At 62.2% G+C, this 21,046-nt stretch carries 19 protein-coding genes; 10 read left to right on the top strand and 9 right to left on the bottom strand.

Features of this window, described 5'->3' with window-relative positions; all coding sequences use genetic code 11:
• Window positions 1–3: 3 nt before the first annotated feature.
• Window positions 4–1,818 (bottom strand): phosphoethanolamine transferase, encoded by a 1,815-nt coding sequence (locus F0185_RS23515; RefSeq protein WP_167228589.1) that lies wholly within the window; start codon window positions 1,816–1,818, stop codon window positions 4–6.
• Between the two features lie 270 nt (window positions 1,819–2,088).
• On the opposite strand from F0185_RS23515, the gene F0185_RS23520 reads away from it, so the two are divergent.
• The 7 genes from F0185_RS23520 to rpsJ all read left to right on the top strand — a co-directional run bounded on the left by F0185_RS23520 (window position 2,089) and on the right by rpsJ (window position 8,404).
• Complete coding sequence (locus F0185_RS23520) at window positions 2,089–2,472, top strand: hypothetical protein (RefSeq protein WP_167228590.1); 384 nt, start codon at window positions 2,089–2,091, stop codon at window positions 2,470–2,472.
• Window positions 2,453–3,046: a hypothetical protein gene (locus tag F0185_RS23525; RefSeq protein WP_167228592.1), complete on the top strand. Its 594-nt coding sequence runs from the start codon at window positions 2,453–2,455 to the stop codon at window positions 3,044–3,046. The genes F0185_RS23520 and F0185_RS23525 overlap by 20 nt, the downstream gene beginning before the upstream one ends.
• A gap of 303 nt (window positions 3,047–3,349) precedes the next feature.
• Window positions 3,350–3,733, top strand: coding sequence for a 30S ribosomal protein S12 (gene rpsL, locus F0185_RS23530; RefSeq protein ID WP_025603541.1), 384 nt, complete (start codon window positions 3,350–3,352; stop codon window positions 3,731–3,733).
• Between the two features lie 127 nt (window positions 3,734–3,860).
• Complete coding sequence (rpsG, locus tag F0185_RS23535; protein ID WP_054265804.1) at window positions 3,861–4,331, top strand: 30S ribosomal protein S7; 471 nt, start codon at window positions 3,861–3,863, stop codon at window positions 4,329–4,331.
• A gap of 132 nt (window positions 4,332–4,463) precedes the next feature.
• On the top strand, window positions 4,464–6,569 hold the full coding sequence (fusA, locus tag F0185_RS23540) for an elongation factor G (protein ID WP_166895198.1): 2,106 nt from the start codon (window positions 4,464–4,466) through the stop codon (window positions 6,567–6,569).
• Window positions 6,570–6,768: 199 nt separating this feature from the next.
• Window positions 6,769–7,974, top strand: coding sequence for an elongation factor Tu (tuf, locus tag F0185_RS23545; protein WP_167228447.1), 1,206 nt, complete (start codon window positions 6,769–6,771; stop codon window positions 7,972–7,974).
• Between the two features lie 112 nt (window positions 7,975–8,086).
• A complete protein-coding gene (rpsJ, locus tag F0185_RS23550; protein WP_005663509.1) occupies window positions 8,087–8,404 on the top strand; it encodes a 30S ribosomal protein S10 in 318 nt (105 codons plus the stop codon).
• Window positions 8,405–8,561: 157 nt separating this feature from the next.
• On the opposite strand, the gene F0185_RS23555 is transcribed toward rpsJ, so the two are convergent.
• Window positions 8,562–9,257 (bottom strand): PEP-CTERM sorting domain-containing protein, encoded by a 696-nt coding sequence (locus tag F0185_RS23555; protein WP_167228594.1) that lies wholly within the window; start codon window positions 9,255–9,257, stop codon window positions 8,562–8,564.
• A gap of 214 nt (window positions 9,258–9,471) precedes the next feature.
• Between F0185_RS23555 and creB the strand changes: the two genes are divergently transcribed.
• The 3 genes from creB (at window position 9,472) to creD (ending at window position 13,128) form a co-directional block, all read left to right on the top strand.
• Window positions 9,472–10,176: a two-component system response regulator CreB gene (gene creB, locus F0185_RS23560; protein WP_167228596.1), complete on the top strand. Its 705-nt coding sequence runs from the start codon at window positions 9,472–9,474 to the stop codon at window positions 10,174–10,176.
• Entirely contained in the window at window positions 10,173–11,603 is a 1,431-nt protein-coding gene (gene creC, locus F0185_RS23565) for a two-component system sensor histidine kinase CreC (protein ID WP_167228598.1), read from the top strand. Before creB ends, creC begins: the two co-directional genes overlap by 4 nt.
• Window positions 11,604–11,715: 112 nt before the next feature.
• Complete coding sequence (gene creD / locus F0185_RS23570; RefSeq protein ID WP_167228600.1) at window positions 11,716–13,128, top strand: cell envelope integrity protein CreD; 1,413 nt, start codon at window positions 11,716–11,718, stop codon at window positions 13,126–13,128.
• Window positions 13,129–13,183: 55 nt separating this feature from the next.
• Here creD and F0185_RS23575 read toward each other — a convergent pair whose 3' ends face one another.
• From F0185_RS23575 to F0185_RS23605, 7 genes are read right to left on the bottom strand one after another with little or no spacing between them, the layout of a single operon-like run.
• A complete protein-coding gene (locus tag F0185_RS23575; RefSeq protein ID WP_167228602.1) occupies window positions 13,184–14,449 on the bottom strand; it encodes a TerD family protein in 1,266 nt (421 codons plus the stop codon).
• Window positions 14,450–14,477: 28 nt separating this feature from the next.
• On the bottom strand, window positions 14,478–15,392 hold the full coding sequence (locus F0185_RS23580; protein WP_167228604.1) for an HpcH/HpaI aldolase/citrate lyase family protein: 915 nt from the start codon (window positions 15,390–15,392) through the stop codon (window positions 14,478–14,480).
• A complete protein-coding gene (locus tag F0185_RS23585; RefSeq protein ID WP_167228606.1) occupies window positions 15,385–16,476 on the bottom strand; it encodes a cysteine protease StiP family protein in 1,092 nt (363 codons plus the stop codon). Before F0185_RS23585 ends, F0185_RS23580 begins: the two co-directional genes overlap by 8 nt.
• On the bottom strand, window positions 16,473–17,237 hold the full coding sequence (locus F0185_RS23590) for an HAD family hydrolase (protein ID WP_167228608.1): 765 nt from the start codon (window positions 17,235–17,237) through the stop codon (window positions 16,473–16,475). Before F0185_RS23590 ends, F0185_RS23585 begins: the two co-directional genes overlap by 4 nt.
• On the bottom strand, window positions 17,224–18,396 hold the full coding sequence (locus F0185_RS23595) for a phosphoribosyltransferase domain-containing protein (RefSeq protein ID WP_167228610.1): 1,173 nt from the start codon (window positions 18,394–18,396) through the stop codon (window positions 17,224–17,226). The genes F0185_RS23590 and F0185_RS23595 overlap by 14 nt, the downstream gene beginning before the upstream one ends.
• Window positions 18,393–19,427, bottom strand: a complete 1,035-nt coding sequence (locus tag F0185_RS23600; RefSeq protein WP_167228611.1) for an ATP-grasp domain-containing protein — start codon at window positions 19,425–19,427, stop codon at window positions 18,393–18,395. Before F0185_RS23600 ends, F0185_RS23595 begins: the two co-directional genes overlap by 4 nt.
• Before the next feature lie 57 nt (window positions 19,428–19,484).
• Window positions 19,485–20,801: a VWA domain-containing protein gene (locus tag F0185_RS23605; protein ID WP_167228613.1), complete on the bottom strand. Its 1,317-nt coding sequence runs from the start codon at window positions 20,799–20,801 to the stop codon at window positions 19,485–19,487.
• Window positions 20,802–21,046: the final 245 nt, after the last annotated feature.

Genomic DNA, 21,046 nt, shown 5'->3' on the forward strand with positions numbered 1-21,046 from the left:
TTTCTATTTGTCGCGTTTGAGCGGCGTGCCCTTGTCGATCACTTCGCGGCAGTCGCCTTTGAAGGTGGAATTGTCGTAGTCGCTCCAGCCATAGCTGTCGACGTAGCGCTTGTGCTCTTTGAAACCGGGGTTGACGAAGCTCCATTCCAGGCGCTCGTCGGGGTAGCGGATGTCGGCCAGGTCGAGCAGGGTGTGGAACATGTTTTCGGTCGCCAGGCGCGCCTTGCCGTGGCGCCGCAGTTGTTCCACCTTGGCGGGATAGCGCCCCTGGTACTGGTCCGAATACCACACCAGCGCCGGCACGTGGAATTCGTACTGGGTATTGTGGCCGTGAAAGGCCTGCTTGCAGCTGTTGTCGTACAGCGTCTGGCCGTGGTCGGACACGTACAGCATGGCGCTGCGCTGCTGCGATCCCTTGAGTTGTCCGATCACGCTGGCCAGGAACCAGTCGGTATACAAGATGCTGCTGTCGTAGCTGTTATTGAGCTGCGCCTTGAGCGCCGGGTTGGTGTAGACCGGTTTGTCGATGCCGAACAGCGATGGCTGCCAGCGGTCGAACTGCTTGGGATAGCGCTGGCTGTAGTTCCAGTGGCTGCCCAGCGAGTGCAGCACGATCAGCTTTTTCGGGGCCGGGTCGGCAATCGCGCGGCGCAGGGGATCGAACAAAATCTCGTCGAAGTTTGAATTGTTGGTAAAGCCGCCCAGGTTGAGGAACTGGATCACGTCCGCTTCCCTGGCAAACACCGAGACCGGCGTGTCGAATTCGCCGAACGAGATCTGGTTCGACAGCCACCAGGTCTTGAAGCCGGCTTCCTTGTAGGCGGTCAGGAAGGATTTTTCGGCGAAGCCGTCCTTCAGGCTCTGGGTGGCCGGTTTGCGCGAGACGATCACCGGCACCGACAGGCGCGTGGCCGACACCGAGGTGATCACGTCGGGCAGGGTGACCAGGTTGGTTTCCTTGCCCAGCAGCGGATTGGTCTCGCGCGCGTAGCCATTCAGGCTCCAGCGGTCGAAGCGCGACGATTCGCCGATCACCATCACCACGATTTCGGGCTCGGTGTCGGGCGCGCCCTGGCGCGCGCCGAAGCGGAAGTGGCTGTTGCGCTGGCCCAGTTCGGCCAGGTGCTTGTGTTCCTTGTAGAAGTCGACGCCGCGCGCCGTGATGCCGAAGGGCCAGCTTTGCGCGAACGCGCCAAATTCCAGCGGCAGCGCGGCCCAGTGCGGCAGGGGGGCCCACTTCCAGCCGGTGTAGGCGGCGCCCGAGGCGGCTTTGGCGGCGCTGGCGGAGGCTTTGACGGCGGCCGTCGTGGCGGCGCGCGGGGCGACACCGAATTCGTGGCCGTAGGCCCACAGGCTGGCGCCGATGGCCAGCAGGCCCAGGCTCAGCGGGCGCGAGCCGTCGTCCCAGTCGAGTTCGCGCGTGCGGCGGGCCGCCTGGAAGCTGGTGACCCACCAGGCGATGACGGCGGCCATCACGGCCAGCATCAGCCACACCGTGTTGCCCAGAAACTCGAGTGCTTCCTTGGGGCTGGTTTCGGCGATGATGCCGAGGTGGTGGGTGGAAATGCTTTGTCCGTAGAAACTGAACAGGTAGAGCTCGGTCGGCAGCGCCAGGAAGGCCGGAATCAGCAGCCAGTGGAACCAGGCGGGACGCTTGAACAGCGCCCATACCGCCACCCAGGCCACCGCTTCGATGCCGAGCACCTGCCACGGGCGCTCGAGTCGCTTGCCCAGCAGCATGGGAAAGAAGGGGATGGCCGACAACGCCGCGTAGGTCAGCAGCAGGTAGAGCGGGGCGGGGCGCAGCAGGTGTCGCATCAGGGAAATGTGGGGGCGGCGAAAGCGGCCATTATCCGGGGTTTTTAGTTCTCATTGCCAAATATTCGAGCCGGTAGCGCGATCAGCGACGAGCGATTGCGCGCCGGGTCCGGGCGCGACAGCATCCGGTGATCGCCAATGCACATTTTTTAATAGTCGAATAAACATTTATATAATGATATTATTTGGCGGTTCACCTGGCGGCGGCAATGGCGGAAACATGGCTGGCCCCCGGGATCTTGCAATCAACAACTTCGCTGAAGGGCTGCTATGCCAATCGATTTGGACAAATTTGTAAAACACTTGAAGGACAATGCGCTGCCGGGATTCGGCGATGCAAAGTGCGCCCTTTATGTACGGAAAGCGCTGCAAGCTGGCGGGGCCTTCGTTACGCCGAACGTCGCGTCCGCAAAAGACTATGGCCCGGTTCTGCTTCAGATCGGCTTCCGTGAAATCGAGGTAAAGGACCCGGGCAGCTTCCGGTTTATCAAGGGCGACGTGATGGTCATGCAACCATTTACCAACGGTAATGTCAATGGACATGTGGCCGGGTATTCCGGAAACAAATGGATTTCAGATTTCGTGCAAACCGATTTCTGGTCCGGTCCCGGATACCGCGCACACAAACCGGCCTATGTCGTCTACCGTTATTAAGCGCCTGTGCGCAGCCGTCTTTTTTGCGGCAATGAGCGCCGTTGCGGGCGCCGCCGAGAGCAACCATGCTCCCGCATTCGTGCCCGATCCCATGCTGGGCCTTCGGCTGCCTGTCGCCAGGCTGAAACTCGATCCGGTACCTGACGAGATCCGCGCCCTGTGCGAGCAGATGGCCGACAATGAGGCCTGGACCGGGCGCCAATGGATTTTCGGCGTCGCAAAATCGCCGACGGCGACGTATTACCTCGCGAACGGGTATTTCAAGCGGCGTCATCCGCAACGTGGCCAAGGCCGGTATTTCCAGCCGGACGAGGGCGGCGTCTATCAAGTTGCAGACGGCAAGTGCAGTGGCGACCCGGCACGGGAAACCTTCGCTGTGCGCGACCCCAAGCAAATTCCTCACGAGGTGCTGCAACAACTTGCCGCCGACCTGGTCACGCGGCTGGTGCAGGCCGGCGGCGGCGGCGATCGTTTGCGTGCCGACATCAAGAAGCGCAAGATCGACTTCGACCAGCTCTCGCCCGAGATGCAGGAAGCGTTCAAACCCTACTTCGCGCCTGCCTCTGTAAACTAGGCATCGCGCGGCGGGCCAATCATGGGGCCGGGCCGGGCCCATGATTGGCCCCGATCCGGGCGTCACGCCCGGCCCTCGCCCCCACCTTTTTGCATTGCCGAGCGTTAAACTGTTTGACTGCCTGTCACTTCGCGTCTATACTCGCGAGTTCTCGATTTTATTCTGCGCATTGTTTACGCATTCAGTGCCGCTCCTCGCAGGGCGGCTGTCGGTGCCTCCCCTGCGCAGTGCTCGAGACTCCGTTTCAGTCCCCGGACAGTTTGTCCGGGTTATTCATGTTGTAATTTTGTTGGATTTATAACGATGCCAACCATCAATCAACTGATTCGCAATCCACGCGTCGCTCTGACCGTGAAAAGCAAATCGCCGGCGCTGGAAAACAGCCCGCAAAAACGTGGTGTTTGCACCCGTGTGTATACAACGACTCCAAAGAAGCCAAACTCGGCTCTGCGTAAAGTCGCCAAAGTTCGCCTGACCAACGGTTTCGAAGTCATTTCGTACATCGGCGGTGAAGGCCACAACCTGCAAGAACACAGTGTCGTGCTGCTGCGCGGCGGTCGTGTAAAAGATTTGCCGGGTGTGCGTTACCACATGGTTCGCGGTGCACTGGATACCCAGGGCGTTAAAGACCGTAAGCAAGCTCGTTCGAAATACGGTACGAAGCGCGCTAAAGCAGGCAAGAAGTAATTTTTCGCCCCGCTTTCACTAGAAGTTTAACGAGTTGAACCGACCGTAATGGTCGAGTAAGTGGATGGCTATGATGGCCTCCGCGAGTGCGCACAGCGCGCTCAACTGAAGATAGGAAGGAATTGATATGCCACGTCGTCGTGAAGTACCCAAGCGCGAAATCTTGCCAGATCCAAAGTTCGGTAACCAAGATGTCGCCAAATTCGTCAACGTACTGATGTTGTCCGGTAAAAAATCGGTCGCAGAAAACATCATTTACGGTGCATTTGAGCACATCAAGCAAAAGTCCGGCAAAGACCCGCTCGAAGTGTTTGCAACCGCGATCAACAATGCCAAGCCGATGGTCGAGGTTAAGTCCCGCCGCGTCGGTGGCGCCAACTACCAGGTGCCAGTTGAAGTTCGTCCGGTTCGTCGTATGGCGCTGTCCATGCGTTGGTTGCGCGAAGCCGCAAACAAGCGCAGCGAAAAATCCATGCCGCAACGCCTCGGTGGCGAATTGATGGAAGCCGCTGAAATGCGCGGTGGTGCTATGAAGAAGCGGGATGAAGTTCACCGCATGGCAGAAGCGAACAAAGCGTTCTCGCATTTCCGCTTCTAATCAATTGGCCACGTCCCGGTTTGCACGATTGTGCAAGCCAGGATGCGGCCATGTATCTGTTGTTCGAGGCCGGGCTCATTTTGTTCACAAAATGCCGCTCGGTTTTGTCCATTAAAAGATTTAGGAATAATTATGGCACGCAAGACCCCCATTGAGCGCTACCGCAATATCGGTATCTCGGCTCACATCGATGCTGGCAAGACGACCACGACCGAGCGCGTCCTGTTCTACACGGGCGTGAACCACAAGATCGGCGAAGTGCATGATGGCGCGGCCACCATGGACTGGATGGAGCAAGAGCAGGAACGCGGTATCACGATTACCTCGGCTGCAACGACCTGCTTCTGGAAAGGGATGGCTAACAATTTCCCTGAGCACCACATCAACATCATCGACACCCCGGGCCACGTTGACTTCACGATTGAAGTTGAACGCTCGATGCGCGTACTCGACGGTGCTTGCATGGTTTACTGCGCTGTGGGCGGTGTTCAGCCACAGTCGGAAACCGTATGGCGCCAGGCTAACAAGTACAAGGTTCCACGTCTGGCTTTTGTGAACAAGATGGACCGTACCGGCGCCAACTTCTTCAAGGTCTACGAGCAGATGCGCGCGCGCCTGAAGGCGAACCCGATTCCGCTGCAGATTCCAATCGGCGCCGAAGACAACTTCAAGGGCGTGGTCGATCTGGTCAAGATGAAAGCCATCTACTGGGACGACGCGTCGCAGGGCATGAAGTTCGACTACCGCGACATTCCTGCTGAGCTGCAAGAGCAGGCTGCCGAGTGGCGTCTGAAGTTGGTCGAAACCGCTGCTGAAGCGAACGACGAACTGATGAACAAGTACCTGGAAGAAGGCGATCTGTCGGAAGAAGAGATCAAGGCCGCCCTGCGCCAGCGTACCATCGCGTCGGAAATCGTCCCGATGATGTGCGGCACCGCGTTCAAGAACAAGGGCGTGCAAGCCATGCTCGACGGCGTGATCGAATACCTGCCATCGCCAGTCGACATCCCGCCAGTCAAGGGCATGGACGAAGATGACCAGCCGACCACGCGTAAAGCGGAAGACACCGAGAAATTCTCGGCGCTGGCATTCAAGATCATGACCGACCCGTTCGTGGGCCAGCTGATCTTCTTCCGCGTCTACTCGGGCATGATCAAGTCGGGCGACACCGTCTACAATCCGATCAAGAACAAGAAAGAACGTCTTGGCCGTATTTTGCAGATGCACGCGAATCAGCGCGAAGAAATCAAGGAAGTCCACGCCGGCGACATCGCCGCCGCGGTCGGCCTGAAAGACGCGACCACGGGCGAAACCCTGTGCGATCCATCGTCGATCATCACGCTGGAAAAAATGGTCTTCCCTGAGCCGGTGATTCAACAAGCTGTTGAGCCAAAAACCAAGGCTGACCAGGAAAAAATGGGCCTGGCGCTGAACCGCCTGGCACAGGAAGATCCTTCGTTCCGCGTCAAGACCGATGAAGAATCGGGCCAGACCATCATCGGTGGTATGGGCGAGTTGCACCTGGAAATTATCGTTGACCGCATGAAGCGCGAATTCGGCGTCGAAGCGACCGTCGGCAAGCCACAAGTGGCTTACCGCGAAACGATCCGCAAGGTGTGCGAAGAATCCGAAGGCAAGTTCGTCAAGCAGTCGGGCGGTCGTGGTCAGTACGGTCACGTTGTCCTGAAGATCGAGCCGCAAGAAGCCGGTAAAGGTTTCGAATTCGTCGACGCGATCAAGGGCGGCACCGTTCCACGCGAATACATCCCTGCGGTTGAAAAGGGTGTGCGCGGTACGCTCAACGCCGGCGTGATGGCTGGTTATCCAGTGGTCGACGTCAAGGTCACGCTGTTCTTCGGTTCGTACCACGATGTGGACTCGAACGAAAACGCGTTCCAGATGGCCGCTTCGATGGCATTCAAAGATGGCTGCCGTAAAGCATCGCCAGTCATCCTCGAGCCAATGATGGCCGTGGAAGTGGAAACGCCGGAAGACTACGCCGGTACCGTGATGGGCGATCTGTCGTCCCGCCGCGGTATGGTGCAGGGCATGGACGAGATTCCAGGCGGCGGCGGCAAGATCATCAAAGCCGAAGTGCCACTGTCCGAAATGTTCGGTTACTCGACCTCGCTGCGTTCCGCAACGCAAGGCCGTGCTACCTACACGATGGAATTCAAGCACTATTCGGAAGCGCCTAAGCACGTTACCGATGCGATCATCACGGCCAAGGCCAAGTAATTACGCTTGATCTTTTGCGGGACAGGGCAGGGTTCATCGCCGTTGCCCAGTCCTCAACGGATCAACGCGATTGCGGGACAGAGCAGGGTTCACTGCCTTTGCTCTGTCCTCAACTGAATAATCGATTTGCCGGGCGCAGCCATAAGCCGCGCTGGCAACAAACAAAAATTGTAAAAATAGTCTTTAAAGGAAGATCAAAATGGCAAAAGGTAAATTCGAACGGACCAAGCCGCACGTCAACGTGGGCACCATCGGTCACGTCGATCACGGTAAAACCACCCTGACGGCTGCGATTGCAACCGTTCTGTCGAAAAAATTCGGCGGCGAAGCAAAAGCATACGACCAGATCGATGCAGCGCCGGAAGAAAAAGCACGCGGCATCACCATCAACACTGCGCACGTCGAGTACGAAACGGCTAACCGCCACTACGCTCACGTCGATTGCCCAGGCCACGCCGATTACATCAAAAACATGATCACCGGCGCAGCGCAGATGGACGGCGCGATCCTGGTTTGCTCCGCAGCTGACGGCCCAATGCCACAGACCCGCGAGCACATCTTGCTGGCACGCCAGGTTGGCGTTCCTTACATCATCGTGTTCCTGAACAAGTGCGACCTGGTCGATGACGCAGAGCTGCTGGAACTGGTTGAAATGGAAGTGCGTGAGCTCTTGTCGAAATACGAGTTCCCAGGCGACGACCTGCCAATCATCAAGGGTTCGGCACGTATGGCCCTCGAAGGCAACACCGGCGAAATGGGCGAAGTCGCGATCATGGCCCTGGCCGACGCGCTGGACACCTACATCCCAACGCCAGAGCGCGCTATCGACGGCGCCTTCCTGATGCCAGTGGAAGACGTGTTCTCGATCTCGGGTCGCGGCACCGTTGTGACCGGTCGTATCGAGCGCGGTATCGTTAAAGTCGGCGAAGAGATCGAAATCGTCGGCATCTCCGACACCGTCAAGACCACTTGCACCGGCGTGGAAATGTTCCGCAAGCTGCTGGACCAGGGTCAAGCTGGCGACAACGTCGGTCTGCTGCTGCGCGGCACCAAGCGTGAAGACGTCCAGCGTGGTCAAGTTCTGGCCAAGCCGAACTCGATCAAGCCGCACAATCACTTCACCGGTGAGATCTACGTCCTGTCGAAAGACGAAGGCGGCCGTCACACCCCGTTCTTCAACAACTATCGCCCACAGTTCTACTTCCGTACCACGGACGTGACTGGTTCGATCGAGTTGCCAGCGGACAAAGAAATGGTTATGCCAGGCGATAACGTGTCGATCACCGTCAAGCTGATCAACCCGATCGCAATGGAAGAAGGCCTGCGTTTCGCAATCCGCGAAGGTGGCCGTACCGTTGGTGCAGGTGTTGTTGCAAAGATTCTCAGCGAAGTCGCTGGTAAGTAATTCGTAGTCAAAGGCGGGAAAGCAGGTATACTTGCTTTCTTGCCTGATGTGCCCAAGCAAAAAATTCATATTGCCGGCTTCATGCCGGTTCGTTCTTTTTAAGGGAATTACCATGTCCGCACCAAACCAGAAAATCCGCATTCGCCTCAAAGCGTTCGACTACAAGCTGATCGACCAGTCCGCACTGGAAATCGTTGACACCGCCAAGCGTACCGGCGCTGTTGTCAAAGGCCCAGTCCCACTGCCAACCCGCATCCAGCGTTTTGACGTCCTGCGTTCGCCGCACGTCAACAAAACCTCGCGCGACCAGTTCGAAATCCGTACGCACCAGCGTCTGATGGACATCGTGGACCCAACGGACAAGACCGTTGACGCGCTGATGAAGCTGGACCTGCCAGCTGGCGTCGACGTCGAAATCAAACTGCAATAATCATTGCAGTGTTGCCGCCAGCGCATTCATGTGCGCGGGCGAGTCAGGGCCGGGCGAGTTCGCTGTCAGCGAACGGACCCGGCCCTGATGCGTTTACGTCAATCAATAGAATAGCGTTCGGCCGCGATCGGCGCCGGCACGTCGAGGACCCGACCAATCAAGCGCGGCCACTGGCTGTGCGGCGGCGCGCCCCCAGCATGGCCAGCGCGCCCAGCCCCAGCAAGCCCAGGCTGACCGGCTCCGGCACCGCCACGGTACTCATCGAAAACTCCGCGATCTCGCCGTAGAACACCGTCGAGCGTCCCGAGAGCACGTCGGTATGGCCAAACTGCGCCTGCTTCGTCATGTACTCGTACAGGTCCGGCCGCAGCGTGGCCGAGAAGGGCGTGGTCAGGCTGGCCTTGGCGCCCGCAAAAAAGTGATTCATCGATTCGATGCCGTGATAGGCGTAGATGCTTTCCTCGCGCGTGGTCCAGTTCACGCCGGCAAACGCCTGGTCCGATCCCGACGGCATCCCGGCCGAGGCGCCGTTGGCGGTCTGCTGCTGGAAATTGCCGGTGCGCTGGTAGTCGCGCGTCACGCCATCGACGGTAACACGCGCGCTGAACAGATTGAGGCCGTACAGCGCTTCATACTGGTTCAGGTAGCTGTCGCGGGTCGCGCTGCTATCGTCGAAGGTGAGCGTTATCTGGAATTTCTTGTCGACCAGGTTGCCTGGGCCGAAGTCGTCGAGGGTGTTCTGGTACACGCTGCTGACCACGCCGCGCGAGGTGGTGGTGAGAATGGTGGCCTGGGCGCTGGAGATCCAGGCCGAAGCGAGCAGGGCGATTGCGAAGAATGATTTTGAGGACAAGATATTCTTTCTTATACTTTGGTTAAGGTAGCATGGTGTGCAAGCAAAGAACATGCCATTTGGAAATTAACGTTTGGTATCATCGGCTTATGATTTTCCGTTAAGAAATTTCATGATCAACTGTAAGATTTCCCGACAAGCAGGCCGGGCGCCCGGTTGACTGACCCGGCCCCGGCCCGGATACTGTCGCCATGACCAATCCCGACGCCTGCGCATGCCCGTAACGATCCTGATAGTGGAAGATGAGCTGGCCATTGCCGACAGCATCGCCTACGCCCTGCGCACGGACGGCTTCGTACCGCGCCACGTGAGCCTGGGCGCGCAGGCGCTGCAAGCGATGCGCGATGCCGATCCGGCCACCTTGCCCGCGCTGGTGGTGCTCGACGTCGGCCTGCCCGACATGAACGGCTTCGAGGTGTGCCGCCAGCTGCGCCAGTTCTGCAATGCCCCGGTGATCTTTCTGACCGCGCGCAGCGACGAGATCGACCGCATCGTCGGGCTCGAAATCGGGGCCGACGATTACGTCACCAAGCCGTTCTCGCCGCGCGAACTGGTGGCGCGCATCCGGGTCGTGCTGCGCCGCCTGGCGCCGCCGGCCGCGTCCATTGCGCCGGGCGCCGCCGCGCCCGCCGCGCGCTTCGAGATCCGCGAGGCCGAGGCGCGCATCCTGTACCGCGCCCGGGCGCTCGAACTGACCCGCTACGAATACCTGCTGCTCAAGGCCCTGTGCGAGCGGCCCGGCCATGTGCTCTCGCGTGCGCAGCTGATGGACCGGGTCTGGGCCGACGCGCCCGATACGCTCGACCGCACCGTCGACGCCCATATCAAGTCGCTGCGCGCCAAGCTGCGCCTGGTCGATGCCGATGACGATCCGATCCAGACCCATCGCGGCATGGGCTACAGCCTGGCGGGCACATGAGAATCGGCCTGCGCATCCTGCTCGGCTATTTTTTGATTGTCGGGCTCGCTGCGTGGTTTTTGCTGAACGTGTTCGTGGCCCAGGTCAAGCCGGGCGTGCGCTCGACCCTCGAAGACGCCCTGCTCGACACCGCCTACCTGCTGGCCGAGGTCGTCGCCGACGATGTCAAGGCCGGCAGCATGGACGACTCCCGGATTCTCGCGCGTCTGCAGTCGTTCGGACGGCGCCATATGGACGTCTCGATCGATGGCTTGAACAAGCGCAGCCTGAACTACCGCGTCTACATCACCGATGTACAAGGGCGCGTCACCTTCGACTCCAGCGGGCACGATCTGGGCAAGGATTATTCGCGCTGGAACGATGTCTACCTGACCCTGCGCGGCGAATACGGCGCGCGCAGCACGCGCGATGCCAGGTCCGACGACGCCAGCGCCGTGATGCACGTGGCCGCGCCGATCATGGATGGCGAGCGCATCATCGGCGTGCTGACCGTCGCCAAGCCGGTCTCGACCGTGCAACCCTTCGTCGAGCGCAGCCAGCGCATCATCCTCACGCGCGGCGCCGTGCTGCTGGTGCTGTCGCTGCTGATCGGGATGGCCTTCGCGTACTGGCTCAACCGCGCCCTGCAAATGCTGATGCGCTACATCGCCGATGTCGAGGCGGGCCGCAAGGCCACCTTGCCGGCCCTCGGCAACAACGAAATCGGCACGCTCGGGCGCGCGCTCGAAGCGATGCGCAACAAGCTCGAAGGCAAGGAATACGTGGAAGAGCTGATGCACACCCTGGCGCATGAGCTCAAGAGCCCGATCGCGGCGATCCAGGGCTCGGCTGAGCTGATGCAGGAAGACATGCCGGCCGCCGAGCGCCAGCATTTCCTGAACAATATCCTGAACCAGAACCTGCGCCAGAAGCAACTGATCGACAAGTTGCTGGCCCTGATCCGGGTGGAAAAGCAGCAACGCCTGAGCGCGCCGGAGACGGTCGCGCTGCGCGGCCTGGCCGAAGAGGTGCGGGCCGATGTGTCGGCGCGCTTGCTGGCGCGCGGGCTGACCTTGGAAACCTTTATCGACAAGCTGATCGTGAAAGGCGACCCGCTGCTGCTGCGCCAGGCGGTGGGCAACCTGCTCGACAACGCCATCGACTTCTCTCCGCCGGGCGGGGTGATCACCATGCGCGCCGAGACAGTGGGGGACGAGGTGATCATCAGCGTGAGCGACTGCGGCGCCGGCATTCCCGCGTTCGCGCGCGAGCGGCTGTTCGAGCGTTTCTACTCGCTGCCGCGCCCGGACGGCGCCAAAAGCACGGGCCTGGGCTTGCCCTTCGTGCGCGAGGTGATGGCCTTGCATGGTGGCACGGTGACGGTTGAGAATGCTCAGTCGGGCGGTGTGCGCGCCCAATTACACTTGCCGCTGGTGTTAGTTTCCTAACCGGGGTTCAGAGCTCCGGTTAGAAAACTTTTATGCGGGCGACTTCACACGCAGCGCATGCCCAGCGCACACAGGCTCCCTACACTGGCTCCACCATCAATCGGGAGCTTCCATGCAAAAAACACTGTTGTACAAGATACTCGCCATCCTGGCGCTCACTGTGCTGATCTGCCTGCCTTTGGCGATGATCCAGAGCACCATCCGCGAACGCAGCGATTTCCGCGCCGAGGCGGTCGCCAGCATCGCCGCCGATTCGGTGCGCGAACAGTCGATCATCGGCCCGGTCATGGTCATTCCCTACACCGACGAGTTCGACGTCACGGTGCCCGTTGCCAACGACGCCACCAAATCGGAAACCGTGAAACGCTCGGTCAGCCGCGTACACCTGGTGTTCCCCAACCAGCTCAACGTCGAGGGCAAGTTCGATACCGATTACCGCTATCGCGGCATCCACCGGGTACTGTTCTACAGCGGCCAGCACAAGCTGACGGGCGACTTCGACCTGCCGCTGAAATCAGCGCTGCCACGCGCCAACTCGCTTTCGCGCATCACGCTCGGCCAGGTCAGCATCGCGGTCGGCATCGAGGATGTGCGCGGGATCCGGAATATCCCCACCATCGCCTGGGGCAAGCAGTCGATCGAATTCCAGCAGGGTACCGGTTCCATCGCCCTCGGCAGCGGCCTGCATGCCGACCTGCCGGCCATGGACCTCGAACAGACCGCGCGCGTTCCCTTCGCCTTCAACCTCGGCCTGGACGGCATCGAACGCCAGCATTTTTCGCCGGTCGGACGCAATAACCAGGTCAGCCTGACGTCGAAGTGGCCCCACCCTCAGTTCGCCGGTAACTTCTTGCCGTCGACCAAGGACCGCGTCATCAACGATGATGGCTTCAAGGCCAATTGGGCGATCTCGTCCTTGTCGACTGCCGCCCAGCAGCAGTTGCTGGCCCTGCAGAACGGGGCGGCCAGCGCCGATGCGGCGCAGGCCGGGCAAGCCGCCGCCGCGCGTGCGGCGGTGCAGGTGGACCGCTTCAGCGTGGCCTTCATCGAACCGGTGAATGTCTATTCGCTGGCCGAGCGCGCCACCAAGTATGGCTTGCTGTTCGTGGCGCTGACCTTTGCCGCCTTCTTCATCTTCGAAATCCTCAAGCGCCTGCCGATCCACCCGGTGCAATATCTGCTGGTCGGGATGGCGCTGGTGCTGTTCTTCCTGTTGCTGGTGGGCTTGTCGGAACATATCCAGTTTGTCGTCGCGTATGCCATCGCCAGCACGGCGTGCATCTTGCTGCTGGGGTTTTACCTGAGTTTCGTGCTGCGCAACTGGATGCGCGGACTGGGTTTCGGCGTGGCGCTGACCGTGCTCTACGGCGCGCTGTACGGCTTGCTGGTGTCGGAGAATAATGCGTTGGTGCTGGGCAGTATCCTGCTGTTCGCGGTGCTCGGCGCGATCATGGTGGCAACCCGCAAGGTGGACTGGTACCAGGTCGGCAAGACCGACGCGGAGCCGGTCACGGTGGTGTCCTGACGAACCGCCGCCGGGCCCGCACTGCGCAGGTCCGGCGGCATGCACGCCTAGTCTTTTAGTCTTTCGAGCCGGTGGCCCAGCGCAGGCCGAAGCCGAAGCGGCGGTCCATCAGTTCATGCGCGCTTTGGCGGCCGACCTGCGAGAAGTACTCGGCCAGCTTGGTCACCTGCATGCTGCCGCCCCGGTTTTCGATCATGGCGATCGCACACATCATCTGGTTGCCGCCCTGGTCGAGCCGCACTTCGATCGGCGCCTGGTCGGGCATGTTGATGGTCACCACGCCGTCGGTGGCGGCCCAGTTCGGCGCGCCGTCGTAGATGAAGGCGAAGATCAGGGCCCGCTTCATGTCGTTGAAGTGGTCGCCGTTGATGGTCAGGTTTTCACCGTCCGTCGCTTGCCCGGTGCGGTCGTCGGCCGCCAGGCGCATGTACGGTGGACGGTCGAAGTCGCCCCAGGCGTTGCCCAGCGCCTGCACCAGGCCCGGACGGCCGTCGGCCAGTTCGTACATGCAACCCAGGTCCAGGTCGATGCCCTTGTTGGCATTGGCGGCGCCGGTCAGGCGCGCCAAAAATCCTTGCTTGGGCGCTGCCGCGGCGGGCGCGCCGCGGTTCCAGTTCAGGTTGACGTGGATGCGGCCGAAACCCCCGCTGCCGCCGCGCTTGTCGAGCGAGACCTTGTCGCCGCGCTTGTCGAGCGTGACTTTCGACAGCGACACCGGCTTTTGCGGCGGTGGCGCGGGTGGTGGCGGAGCCGAAGCCGGAATCGGCACCGCCGCCGGTGGCGTCGGCGCCGCGCTTGGCGACGCGCCAGGCGCGGCCTCGGTGCCGCCGAAGTGTTTCAGCAGGGCCGACAAGCCGCCATTGAAACCCTGGCCGACGGCGCCGAAGCGCCAGATGCCTTCTTTTCGATAAATTTCGCCGACGATGACGGCTTTTTCATCCTGGAAATCGGCGCCCGACCAGGGGAATTGCACACTGTCGCCGAGCTTGATGCTGCTCGCGCCCACGCTGCGCATGGTGCCGTTGCCGTCGATGGCGGCCACGAACACCAGCTTGGCGATCGAGGCCGGCAAGGCGTCCAGGTTCACCGCGAAGCTGGCGGCGCGCCCGGCCAGGGTCATCTTGATTTCATTGGCGGGGCTGGCCAGCTGGTTGTAGAACACCATGTAGCGCTCGTCCGAGAGCTTGTCGCTGCCGTCCAGGCCGAAGCAGGAGATGTCGACCACCATCCCGGCCGTGTCGATATCGACCATGACGGTGAAGGGGGCGGTCAAGCCCAGGTCGGCCAGCTTGCCTTTTTGTCCGCGCGAAAAATGTGTCACGTTGTAGTCCTTTTCACTGAAGGGATGGTCAGAGTTCCCGTGGAATTGCCGGGCTCATCGGCGGGACGTCGTGATGAGCGCCAAATACCTTCGACTGTTCGATGGTGCGTTCGGCCCAGGCGCGGTGGGTGGCCACTTCGCACATCGAATCATGCATCTTGAACACGGCCGGCGCGTCGACATCGAGGATGGCGCGGGCGGCCGCCAGGTCGTTCGGCTTGACCCGGTAGTGCTGCTCGATCGGCGCGATCTGGCTCGGGTGGATGGCGGTCTTGCCGACCATGCCGTGCGCCAGGTCCTCGATCACTTCCTGGTCCAGCAGTTCGGGCAGGTCGAGGTGTTCGAACACGGGCGCGGTCAGCACGAAACCGTACGGGCGGAAGGTGGTCACCAGGCGCGCCATGACCGGCCCCAGGGGCGTGCGGTACAAGGTCATGGTGCGCGGACGGCGCAGGCCCAAGAGGGCCAGCAGGTCGTTGCCGCCGATGCGCAGCGCCAGGATGCGGTGACGTACGCCGGGCGCTTCGAGCATCTTGCGAAATTGCCGCATTTCCCAGTCGTTGAACACTTCGGCTGTTTCCAGCGTCGGCATCAGCATGTGGTCGGTGTTGCGGATCTGCTTGAAGTAGGCATCGAAGTTGGTGCGCGTCGCTTTCGGGATCACGAAGCCGGTCAGCTTGTCGGCGCCCGGCATGGCCAGCACGCGCGCCATGACTTCGGGATTGCGCACGCGCACGAAGCGTTCGGCCGTGCCGTCGGTGCGCATATTGGCCAGCACCACGGACAGGTTGAACAGCGCCCAGCTCAGGTCGGCGTCGGCGACCGCGTCTTCGGTGCAGAAAATCAGCGAGCGCACGTGTCCCATGCGCTCGCCATTGGCCACGTCCATCAAGTATTTGTGATTCGCCGGTACGTACAGCGACGCTCCCATCGATTTAACCATCCAGTGCACTCCTGATCAATGAAACGGCGTGATACGGCAAGCTGCTGTCGACGATCACGGGAATTGCTTTTTCCTGCGCGAGCAGGGCCAGGTGCGCCACGTCGGGCGCGTCGGCGTCGCGCAGGATCAACAGGCGCGGGCTACGGCGCAGCAACACGCGGGTCGCTTCGCCGATGCCCGGCTTGATCATGTTGACGTCGCTGATGCCATGCTGCGCAAGCGCCGCCAGCATGTAGGCGCGCGAAACGTCGCCGGCCTGCTCGCGGTCGACCGCTTCTGCATCGGGCGTGCCATCGGCGGCGGCGATTTCCAGCGCGGCCGCCACCAAACCGTCGGCGAAGCTTTGCGACTGGTCGTGCGCTTCGAACTGCTGATAGTACACGCAGCCGTGGAAGTCGCCGGGTCCGATTGCCTCGTTCAGGATCGAACGGCTGATCAGGCCGGAGACGGTGGCGTTCAGTATGCTCGACGGAATCAGGTAGTCGTCGCAGGAGGCGGCGCAGGCGGCGCTGCCGGCCAGGTCGGACAGCACGTACAGGCCGCCGTCAATGGCGGTGCCACGACGCGCGTTGAATTCGTCGATGGCGGCGGACAGTTCGCGCGAGATCACGCCCTTGCCGGTCCAGCCGTCGATGAAGACGATCGATTCGGGGGCGTGGCCTTGCGCCAGGATATGTTCGAGTGCCACCTGGTCGATGCCGCGGTCGCGGATGATCGAGACCGAATAATGCGTGCTGGCGCGCCCGAACACCTTGGGCAGCAGGCTGTTCAACACCACGCCGACCGGGGTGCCGGCGCGCGCCAGCGAGACCAGGGTCACCGGGCCGCTGCGCCGCTGGGCGATCAGGCCGGCCAGGGTCAGGCAGTCGCGCGCCATGCGCGCCGTGTTGGCGGCGCAGGCTTCGCGAAACACCGCCAGGTAGCGCTCCGACGGCAAGGATTCGGGCGAGAGCATTTCGCTGTAGTGGCGCTGGCCCGACTGGATCAGGAATTCTTTTTCGGGAACATCGACGAAGTCCTGCATCGCCAGCGGCTTGAGCAGGAAGCTGACGTCTTCCGAACGGTAACTGCCGGAAAAATTCATAGGGTCTCCAGGGTCAGGCCGGCCAGCTGGGTGCGGCTCGGCATGATGGCGTAGTCGCAGGCGGCCATGAAGCGCGCGTCGGACTTGCTGTCGCCCATGCCGAAGGTGAGGATGTCGCCATGTTCGGCGCGCAGGCGCGCGCTCACGTGCGCCACCGCGTGCGCCTTGTTCAGCGCTGTTGGCAAAATCGCCAGGTTGTTGCCGTTGCGATGGATGAAGTAGTCGCGATTGCCCTCGTTGATCCACGGTTGGACCACCTCACGCTCGATCGGCTCCAGGTTGGCCGCGATTTTTTGCGGGTCCTTGACCACCAGATAGAAGGGCGTATCGAAATCCTCGATCAGGCGGGCGCGGTTGCCGAAACCGGTGCATTCGGCCCAGGCGTCGATCAGGCCGGCCAGTTCTTGCAGGCCGGGCAGGGCGGCCTGCATGGCGCCGCGCATGTGTTCCAGCCATTCCTGGTCGACCGAGCCGTCCGGCAACAGCACGATGCCACCGTAGTCGAGCACGGCGTAGCTGTGGAAGTCGATGCCCACGCGCCGGTACGCATTGACGTTGCGCGCCGTGGTCGGGATCATCGTCATGCCATCCTGGGCAAAGGCGAGAAAGGCGCGCTGGCCCGGCGTGGTGTACGAAATCGGGCTGCCATCCTTCAGGAAGGCGGCCGCTTCGATTGGCGTGCCGCGGCCCTCGCACTTTTCCAGCGACTGGAACAGGGTGTCGTCCAGGTCGGCGAACAGGAATTTCTCAAACTTCTTCAATATGGGTCTCGGTCTTAAAGTGGAAAAGGCGCGCGCCTAGCGTGTCCGCAAGGTCGCGCAGCGCCTTGCTTGGGGCGGTTTCGTGGCAAATGAAGACGTGCCGGTACTGGCCGGGGGTGACGTTATACAGGAAATTGGCCACGCCTTCGCCATAATTGTCCGGGAACGTGAGCGCGGCTGCGACGGCGCCCCAGGTCAGGATCGGCGAGCGCGTGGTCGATTGCACAACAACGTCCACGCCCAGTTGTTCCAGGGCGGCGCCGAGCAGGTAGGACGGGTGCATGAATTCGCCGGTGCCGAGCACCAGCACGCGCTCGCCCGGCTTGACATCGGCCGCCAGGCGTTCGGCCAGGCCGCTTGGCAAGCCCAGGGCGCGGTGCAGGCCGTAGCGGCCGAAGTCGCCGCTGGCGCCGCGATCGGCCGCCGGGTCGAACAATTGCGCCGGGGCGCTGGCGCTGGCCAGCTGGCCGGGGGTGAAGCGGTATTCGCCGCTGACCGGCGCGCCCATCGTCACCGGCAGGCCGAAACGCGCCGACAGGGCCGCGGTGGCGGTGGCGCCCATGAAGTTGGTGATGGTCGCCAGGTGCACGTGGGCGATGCCGGGATTGAGCTTGCGGCAAGCCTCGGTCAGGTTCAGGAAGGTGTTGCCGGTGCTCGCTTCGTCGTCGACCAGGACCAGGGCCTTTGCGGAGAGCAGCAGCTCGCGCGTGTGCGCGTCCGGCGGCATGTGCAGGAACTGGCGCGGGGCGTGGCTGTGCGCTTCTTCGAATTCGATGATGGGGGCGTCGCCGACCCGGTAGCGCGAGGTGTGCAGGAACAAGCCTTCGCGCCCGGGGTGGGCGGCCAGCCAGGCTTCGAACACGCCCTGGCCCAGGCCAATGGCGGTTTCGGCCATGGCGATGAAGACCACCGGGCCGGGAAGCTCGGGCACGGTGTCGGCCAGGCTCTGGTGCACCTTGCGCATCATGGCCGGGGTGACCGGCCAGTGCTTGCCCAGCACCTTGCTCAGGAACAGGAAGCCGCGCTTGGCGTTGGCGCGCGCGGCAAAACCCATCACCTCGTCCAGCGCAAAGGCGCTGTCGTGGATGTCGAGTTCGAGCTCGCCGGTGGGCAGGCTCAGGCGGTGGCGCTGCACGTGGAGTGCGTGAGGCATGCTCATAGCAGGTCCACCGAGTGCAGCTCGGCCGGGGCGCTCAGCTCGGCCACGCGGATGCCATCGCGCACGGGCGGCACCACCACCTTGTCGAAGCCGTCGGCAAAGCCCTTCAGGGCGATGTAGGGCAGGTTGGGGCCGGCCACGCAAGCCATGCCGATGCCGCCCGACATGCGCGGATTGATTTCCAGCAGGTGCAGCTTGCCGTCGCCTTCGCGGAACTGGACGTTGAAGGCGCCGTTCAGGCCGTGGATGCGGGTCAGTTCGGCGGTCGCTTCGAGGATGTCGTCGCGCATGTCGATCAGCTGGCCGCGGCCGGCCGTCATCGGTTTCTTGCGCGCCACGGCGGCCACCAGGCGGCCCTTGTCGCCCACGCAGTCGACGCTGTATTCGTGGCCGTCCAGGTAGGCCATCAGCAGCATGGTGCGGAACTCGCCCAGCTCGGCCAGGCCGCGCCGCATGTCGTCACGGCCGATGTGATATTCGGCGCCGGCCAGCAGCAGGGCGGCGCTGCTGCGCTCTTCGTCGAGGATGGCAAAGCCCAGGCCGTAGACCGAGCGCGAGGGCTTGACGCACAGCTTGGGATAGCGCGCGCGCAGCTCGGCATAGCCGGCGTCGAACTGGGCCACGTTTTCGAACACGCGGAATTCGGCCACCGGGGCGCCGGCCAAGTTGGTGGTGGCGTAGAAGCGCGCCTTGTCGTGGATCAGTTCGAGCTGTTCCTGGGTGGCGGCGCTGAGCACGCGCGTGCCCTGCGCTTCGAAGCGCGCGTGGGCGCTGGCCAGTTCGGTCGACAGGCGGCCCGGAATGAAGATGTCCACCCGCTGCTCGCGGCAAAAGGCCAGGCACCAGTCGATGTATTGCTCGTTGTCCAGGCCGGTCGGCTCGACGAAAAAGTCGTGCGCCACGCGTCCGGCCAGGGCGTGTGGATTGGCATTGCTGTAGATGAGGTGGAAACGGCCTTCCAGATCGGCTTCGCGGATGAGGCCGATTGCCGCGTACACGGACGAGAACGTCCTGTTGAACCAGACACGCATGAGTTGCTTTCTTATTGAATCGTAATTGTTGCGATTATTGCTATTGTTACTGTCGTGCTAGGCGAGCAGGCGGTGTTGTTTTGCCAGTTTGATCCAGCCTGGGTATTCTGCCATGAGCAAGTCGTATAACTCGGAATCCGAGTGTTCGTCGGGCGATTCGACCGAAAAGAAGTCGGCGTTGTCGATCAGGCGGCCGGACAGGTCATCGAGTTGCTCGAGGAAGGGGAAGTCGGAGTGGGCGAATGCCGCCAGTTTCTTGCTTTTCGATTTCTTGCCTTTGCCAATGCCCATGAATTGCCAGAAAATCGGCTCCTGGCTGGCCCAGCGCAACTGTTTTTCGGTGAGTGCCTTGTCCGAGGTGGAGCCGTCGGTGACGAACATCACGAACACCGGCACGGGGGCCGACAGCGCGCTCTTGCGCTCGCCGCCGTTAGCGTCAGGGAAGTAGAAACGGCGCACGGCTTCCATCGCCTTGCCGTAGCAGGTGTCCGCTTCGAGCGGATGGGCTTGGACGACGTCGCGGATATAGGTGCGCGCGTTAGCCAGGCTCATGGGGGCGGGCTGGTGGACATGTTTACCGAACAGGAAGACGTCGATCTCGCCGTCGTCGTCGAACTTGCAGCCCAGGGCCAGGATGCGGTCGGCGAACTGCTGTACCAGGCCTTTGCGGTAGAGCGTACCCATCGAGCCCGAAATGTCGAGCACCAGGGCGACCTTGGCGCGGTGGTCGGCAAGACCGGCTTTTTCCAGCGAGACGGTGGCGTGCTTGACCAGGCTGGCCAGGTGCGGCGCCGTGCTGGCGATGCGTTTCTCGAGCGAGATGCGGGCCGGCGCCGGGGTGGCCACCGGGGCCGGCGCCGCGACAGCGCCGCCGAAGTGGGCCACCAGCGCGTCCAGGCCGCCGTTGAAGCCCTGGCCGACGGCCATGAAGCGCCACTGGCCGTCCTTGCGATACAGGTTGCCCAGCATGATGGCGCGTTCCTGGGCAAAATCGTTGCCGGAAAACGCGAAGCGGGCTTTTTCTTCGCTGCCGGCGAGCAGGCGCAGGTAGCCGCCGCTCAGCTGCGCCATGGTGCCGTCGCCGTCCACGCTGGCGGTGATGGCCAACTGGTCGATATTGGCCGGCAGCAGGCCCGTGTCGATGGAAAAGCCGCTCAGGTCGCCGGGGATGCTGGTCAGACTGGCGCCGCCGCAGGGCGTGCGCGGCTGGTTGAAGAAGGTCATGTACGACTCATCGAGCAGCTTGCCGTCGGCGCCGAGGCCGAAGCAGGCGAAGTCGAGGCGCAGGCCGGCGGCGGACAGGCCAATGTCGATGCGGCCGTCGGGGGCGATGCCGGCCAGCGGCAAGCGCTGCCCGCGTGATAAGTCTTCCATGGTGTCGGTATGAAGGCGCAGGTAGAAGGAATAATCAGCAAACTCAAGACCGTCGTTCCCGCGTAGGCGGGAACCCAAGTTTATACTGCAGCCGACGGCTGATCACGGAACTTGGGTTCCCGCCTGCGCGGGAACGACGGGGGGGGGGGCGCAAATATGCTTGCACATACATACGCCTCGTCCACACGTCACAACGCCCGCAAGGCGCCGCTCTGAAGCAGCGATCCTTGCGGGCGCAAACCTGC

The organism is Massilia rubra, assembly GCF_011682065.1.
Classification (GTDB): domain Bacteria; phylum Pseudomonadota; class Gammaproteobacteria; order Burkholderiales; family Burkholderiaceae_D; genus Telluria_A; species Telluria_A rubra.

Excerpts from the sequence above, each read along its gene's own strand:
- F0185_RS23515 (WP_167228589.1), bottom strand. The coding sequence starts at position 1,818 with ATGCGACACCTGCTGCGCCCCGCCCCGCTCTACCTGCTGCTGACCTAC.
- F0185_RS23520 (WP_167228590.1), top strand. The coding sequence starts at position 2,089 with ATGCCAATCGATTTGGACAAATTTGTAAAACACTTGAAGGACAATGCG.
- F0185_RS23525 (WP_167228592.1), top strand. The coding sequence starts at position 2,453 with ATGTCGTCTACCGTTATTAAGCGCCTGTGCGCAGCCGTCTTTTTTGCG.
- rpsL (WP_025603541.1), top strand. The coding sequence starts at position 3,350 with ATGCCAACCATCAATCAACTGATTCGCAATCCACGCGTCGCTCTGACC.
- rpsG (WP_054265804.1), top strand. The coding sequence starts at position 3,861 with ATGCCACGTCGTCGTGAAGTACCCAAGCGCGAAATCTTGCCAGATCCA.
- fusA (WP_166895198.1), top strand. The coding sequence starts at position 4,464 with ATGGCACGCAAGACCCCCATTGAGCGCTACCGCAATATCGGTATCTCG.
- tuf (WP_167228447.1), top strand. The coding sequence starts at position 6,769 with ATGGCAAAAGGTAAATTCGAACGGACCAAGCCGCACGTCAACGTGGGC.
- rpsJ (WP_005663509.1), top strand. The coding sequence starts at position 8,087 with ATGTCCGCACCAAACCAGAAAATCCGCATTCGCCTCAAAGCGTTCGAC.
- creB (WP_167228596.1), top strand. The coding sequence starts at position 9,472 with ATGCCCGTAACGATCCTGATAGTGGAAGATGAGCTGGCCATTGCCGAC.
- creC (WP_167228598.1), top strand. The coding sequence starts at position 10,173 with ATGAGAATCGGCCTGCGCATCCTGCTCGGCTATTTTTTGATTGTCGGG.
- creD (WP_167228600.1), top strand. The coding sequence starts at position 11,716 with ATGCAAAAAACACTGTTGTACAAGATACTCGCCATCCTGGCGCTCACT.
- F0185_RS23580 (WP_167228604.1), bottom strand. The coding sequence starts at position 15,392 with ATGGTTAAATCGATGGGAGCGTCGCTGTACGTACCGGCGAATCACAAA.
- F0185_RS23585 (WP_167228606.1), bottom strand. The coding sequence starts at position 16,476 with ATGAATTTTTCCGGCAGTTACCGTTCGGAAGACGTCAGCTTCCTGCTC.
- F0185_RS23595 (WP_167228610.1), bottom strand. The coding sequence starts at position 18,396 with ATGAGCATGCCTCACGCACTCCACGTGCAGCGCCACCGCCTGAGCCTG.
- F0185_RS23600 (WP_167228611.1), bottom strand. The coding sequence starts at position 19,427 with ATGCGTGTCTGGTTCAACAGGACGTTCTCGTCCGTGTACGCGGCAATC.
- F0185_RS23605 (WP_167228613.1), bottom strand. The coding sequence starts at position 20,801 with ATGGAAGACTTATCACGCGGGCAGCGCTTGCCGCTGGCCGGCATCGCC.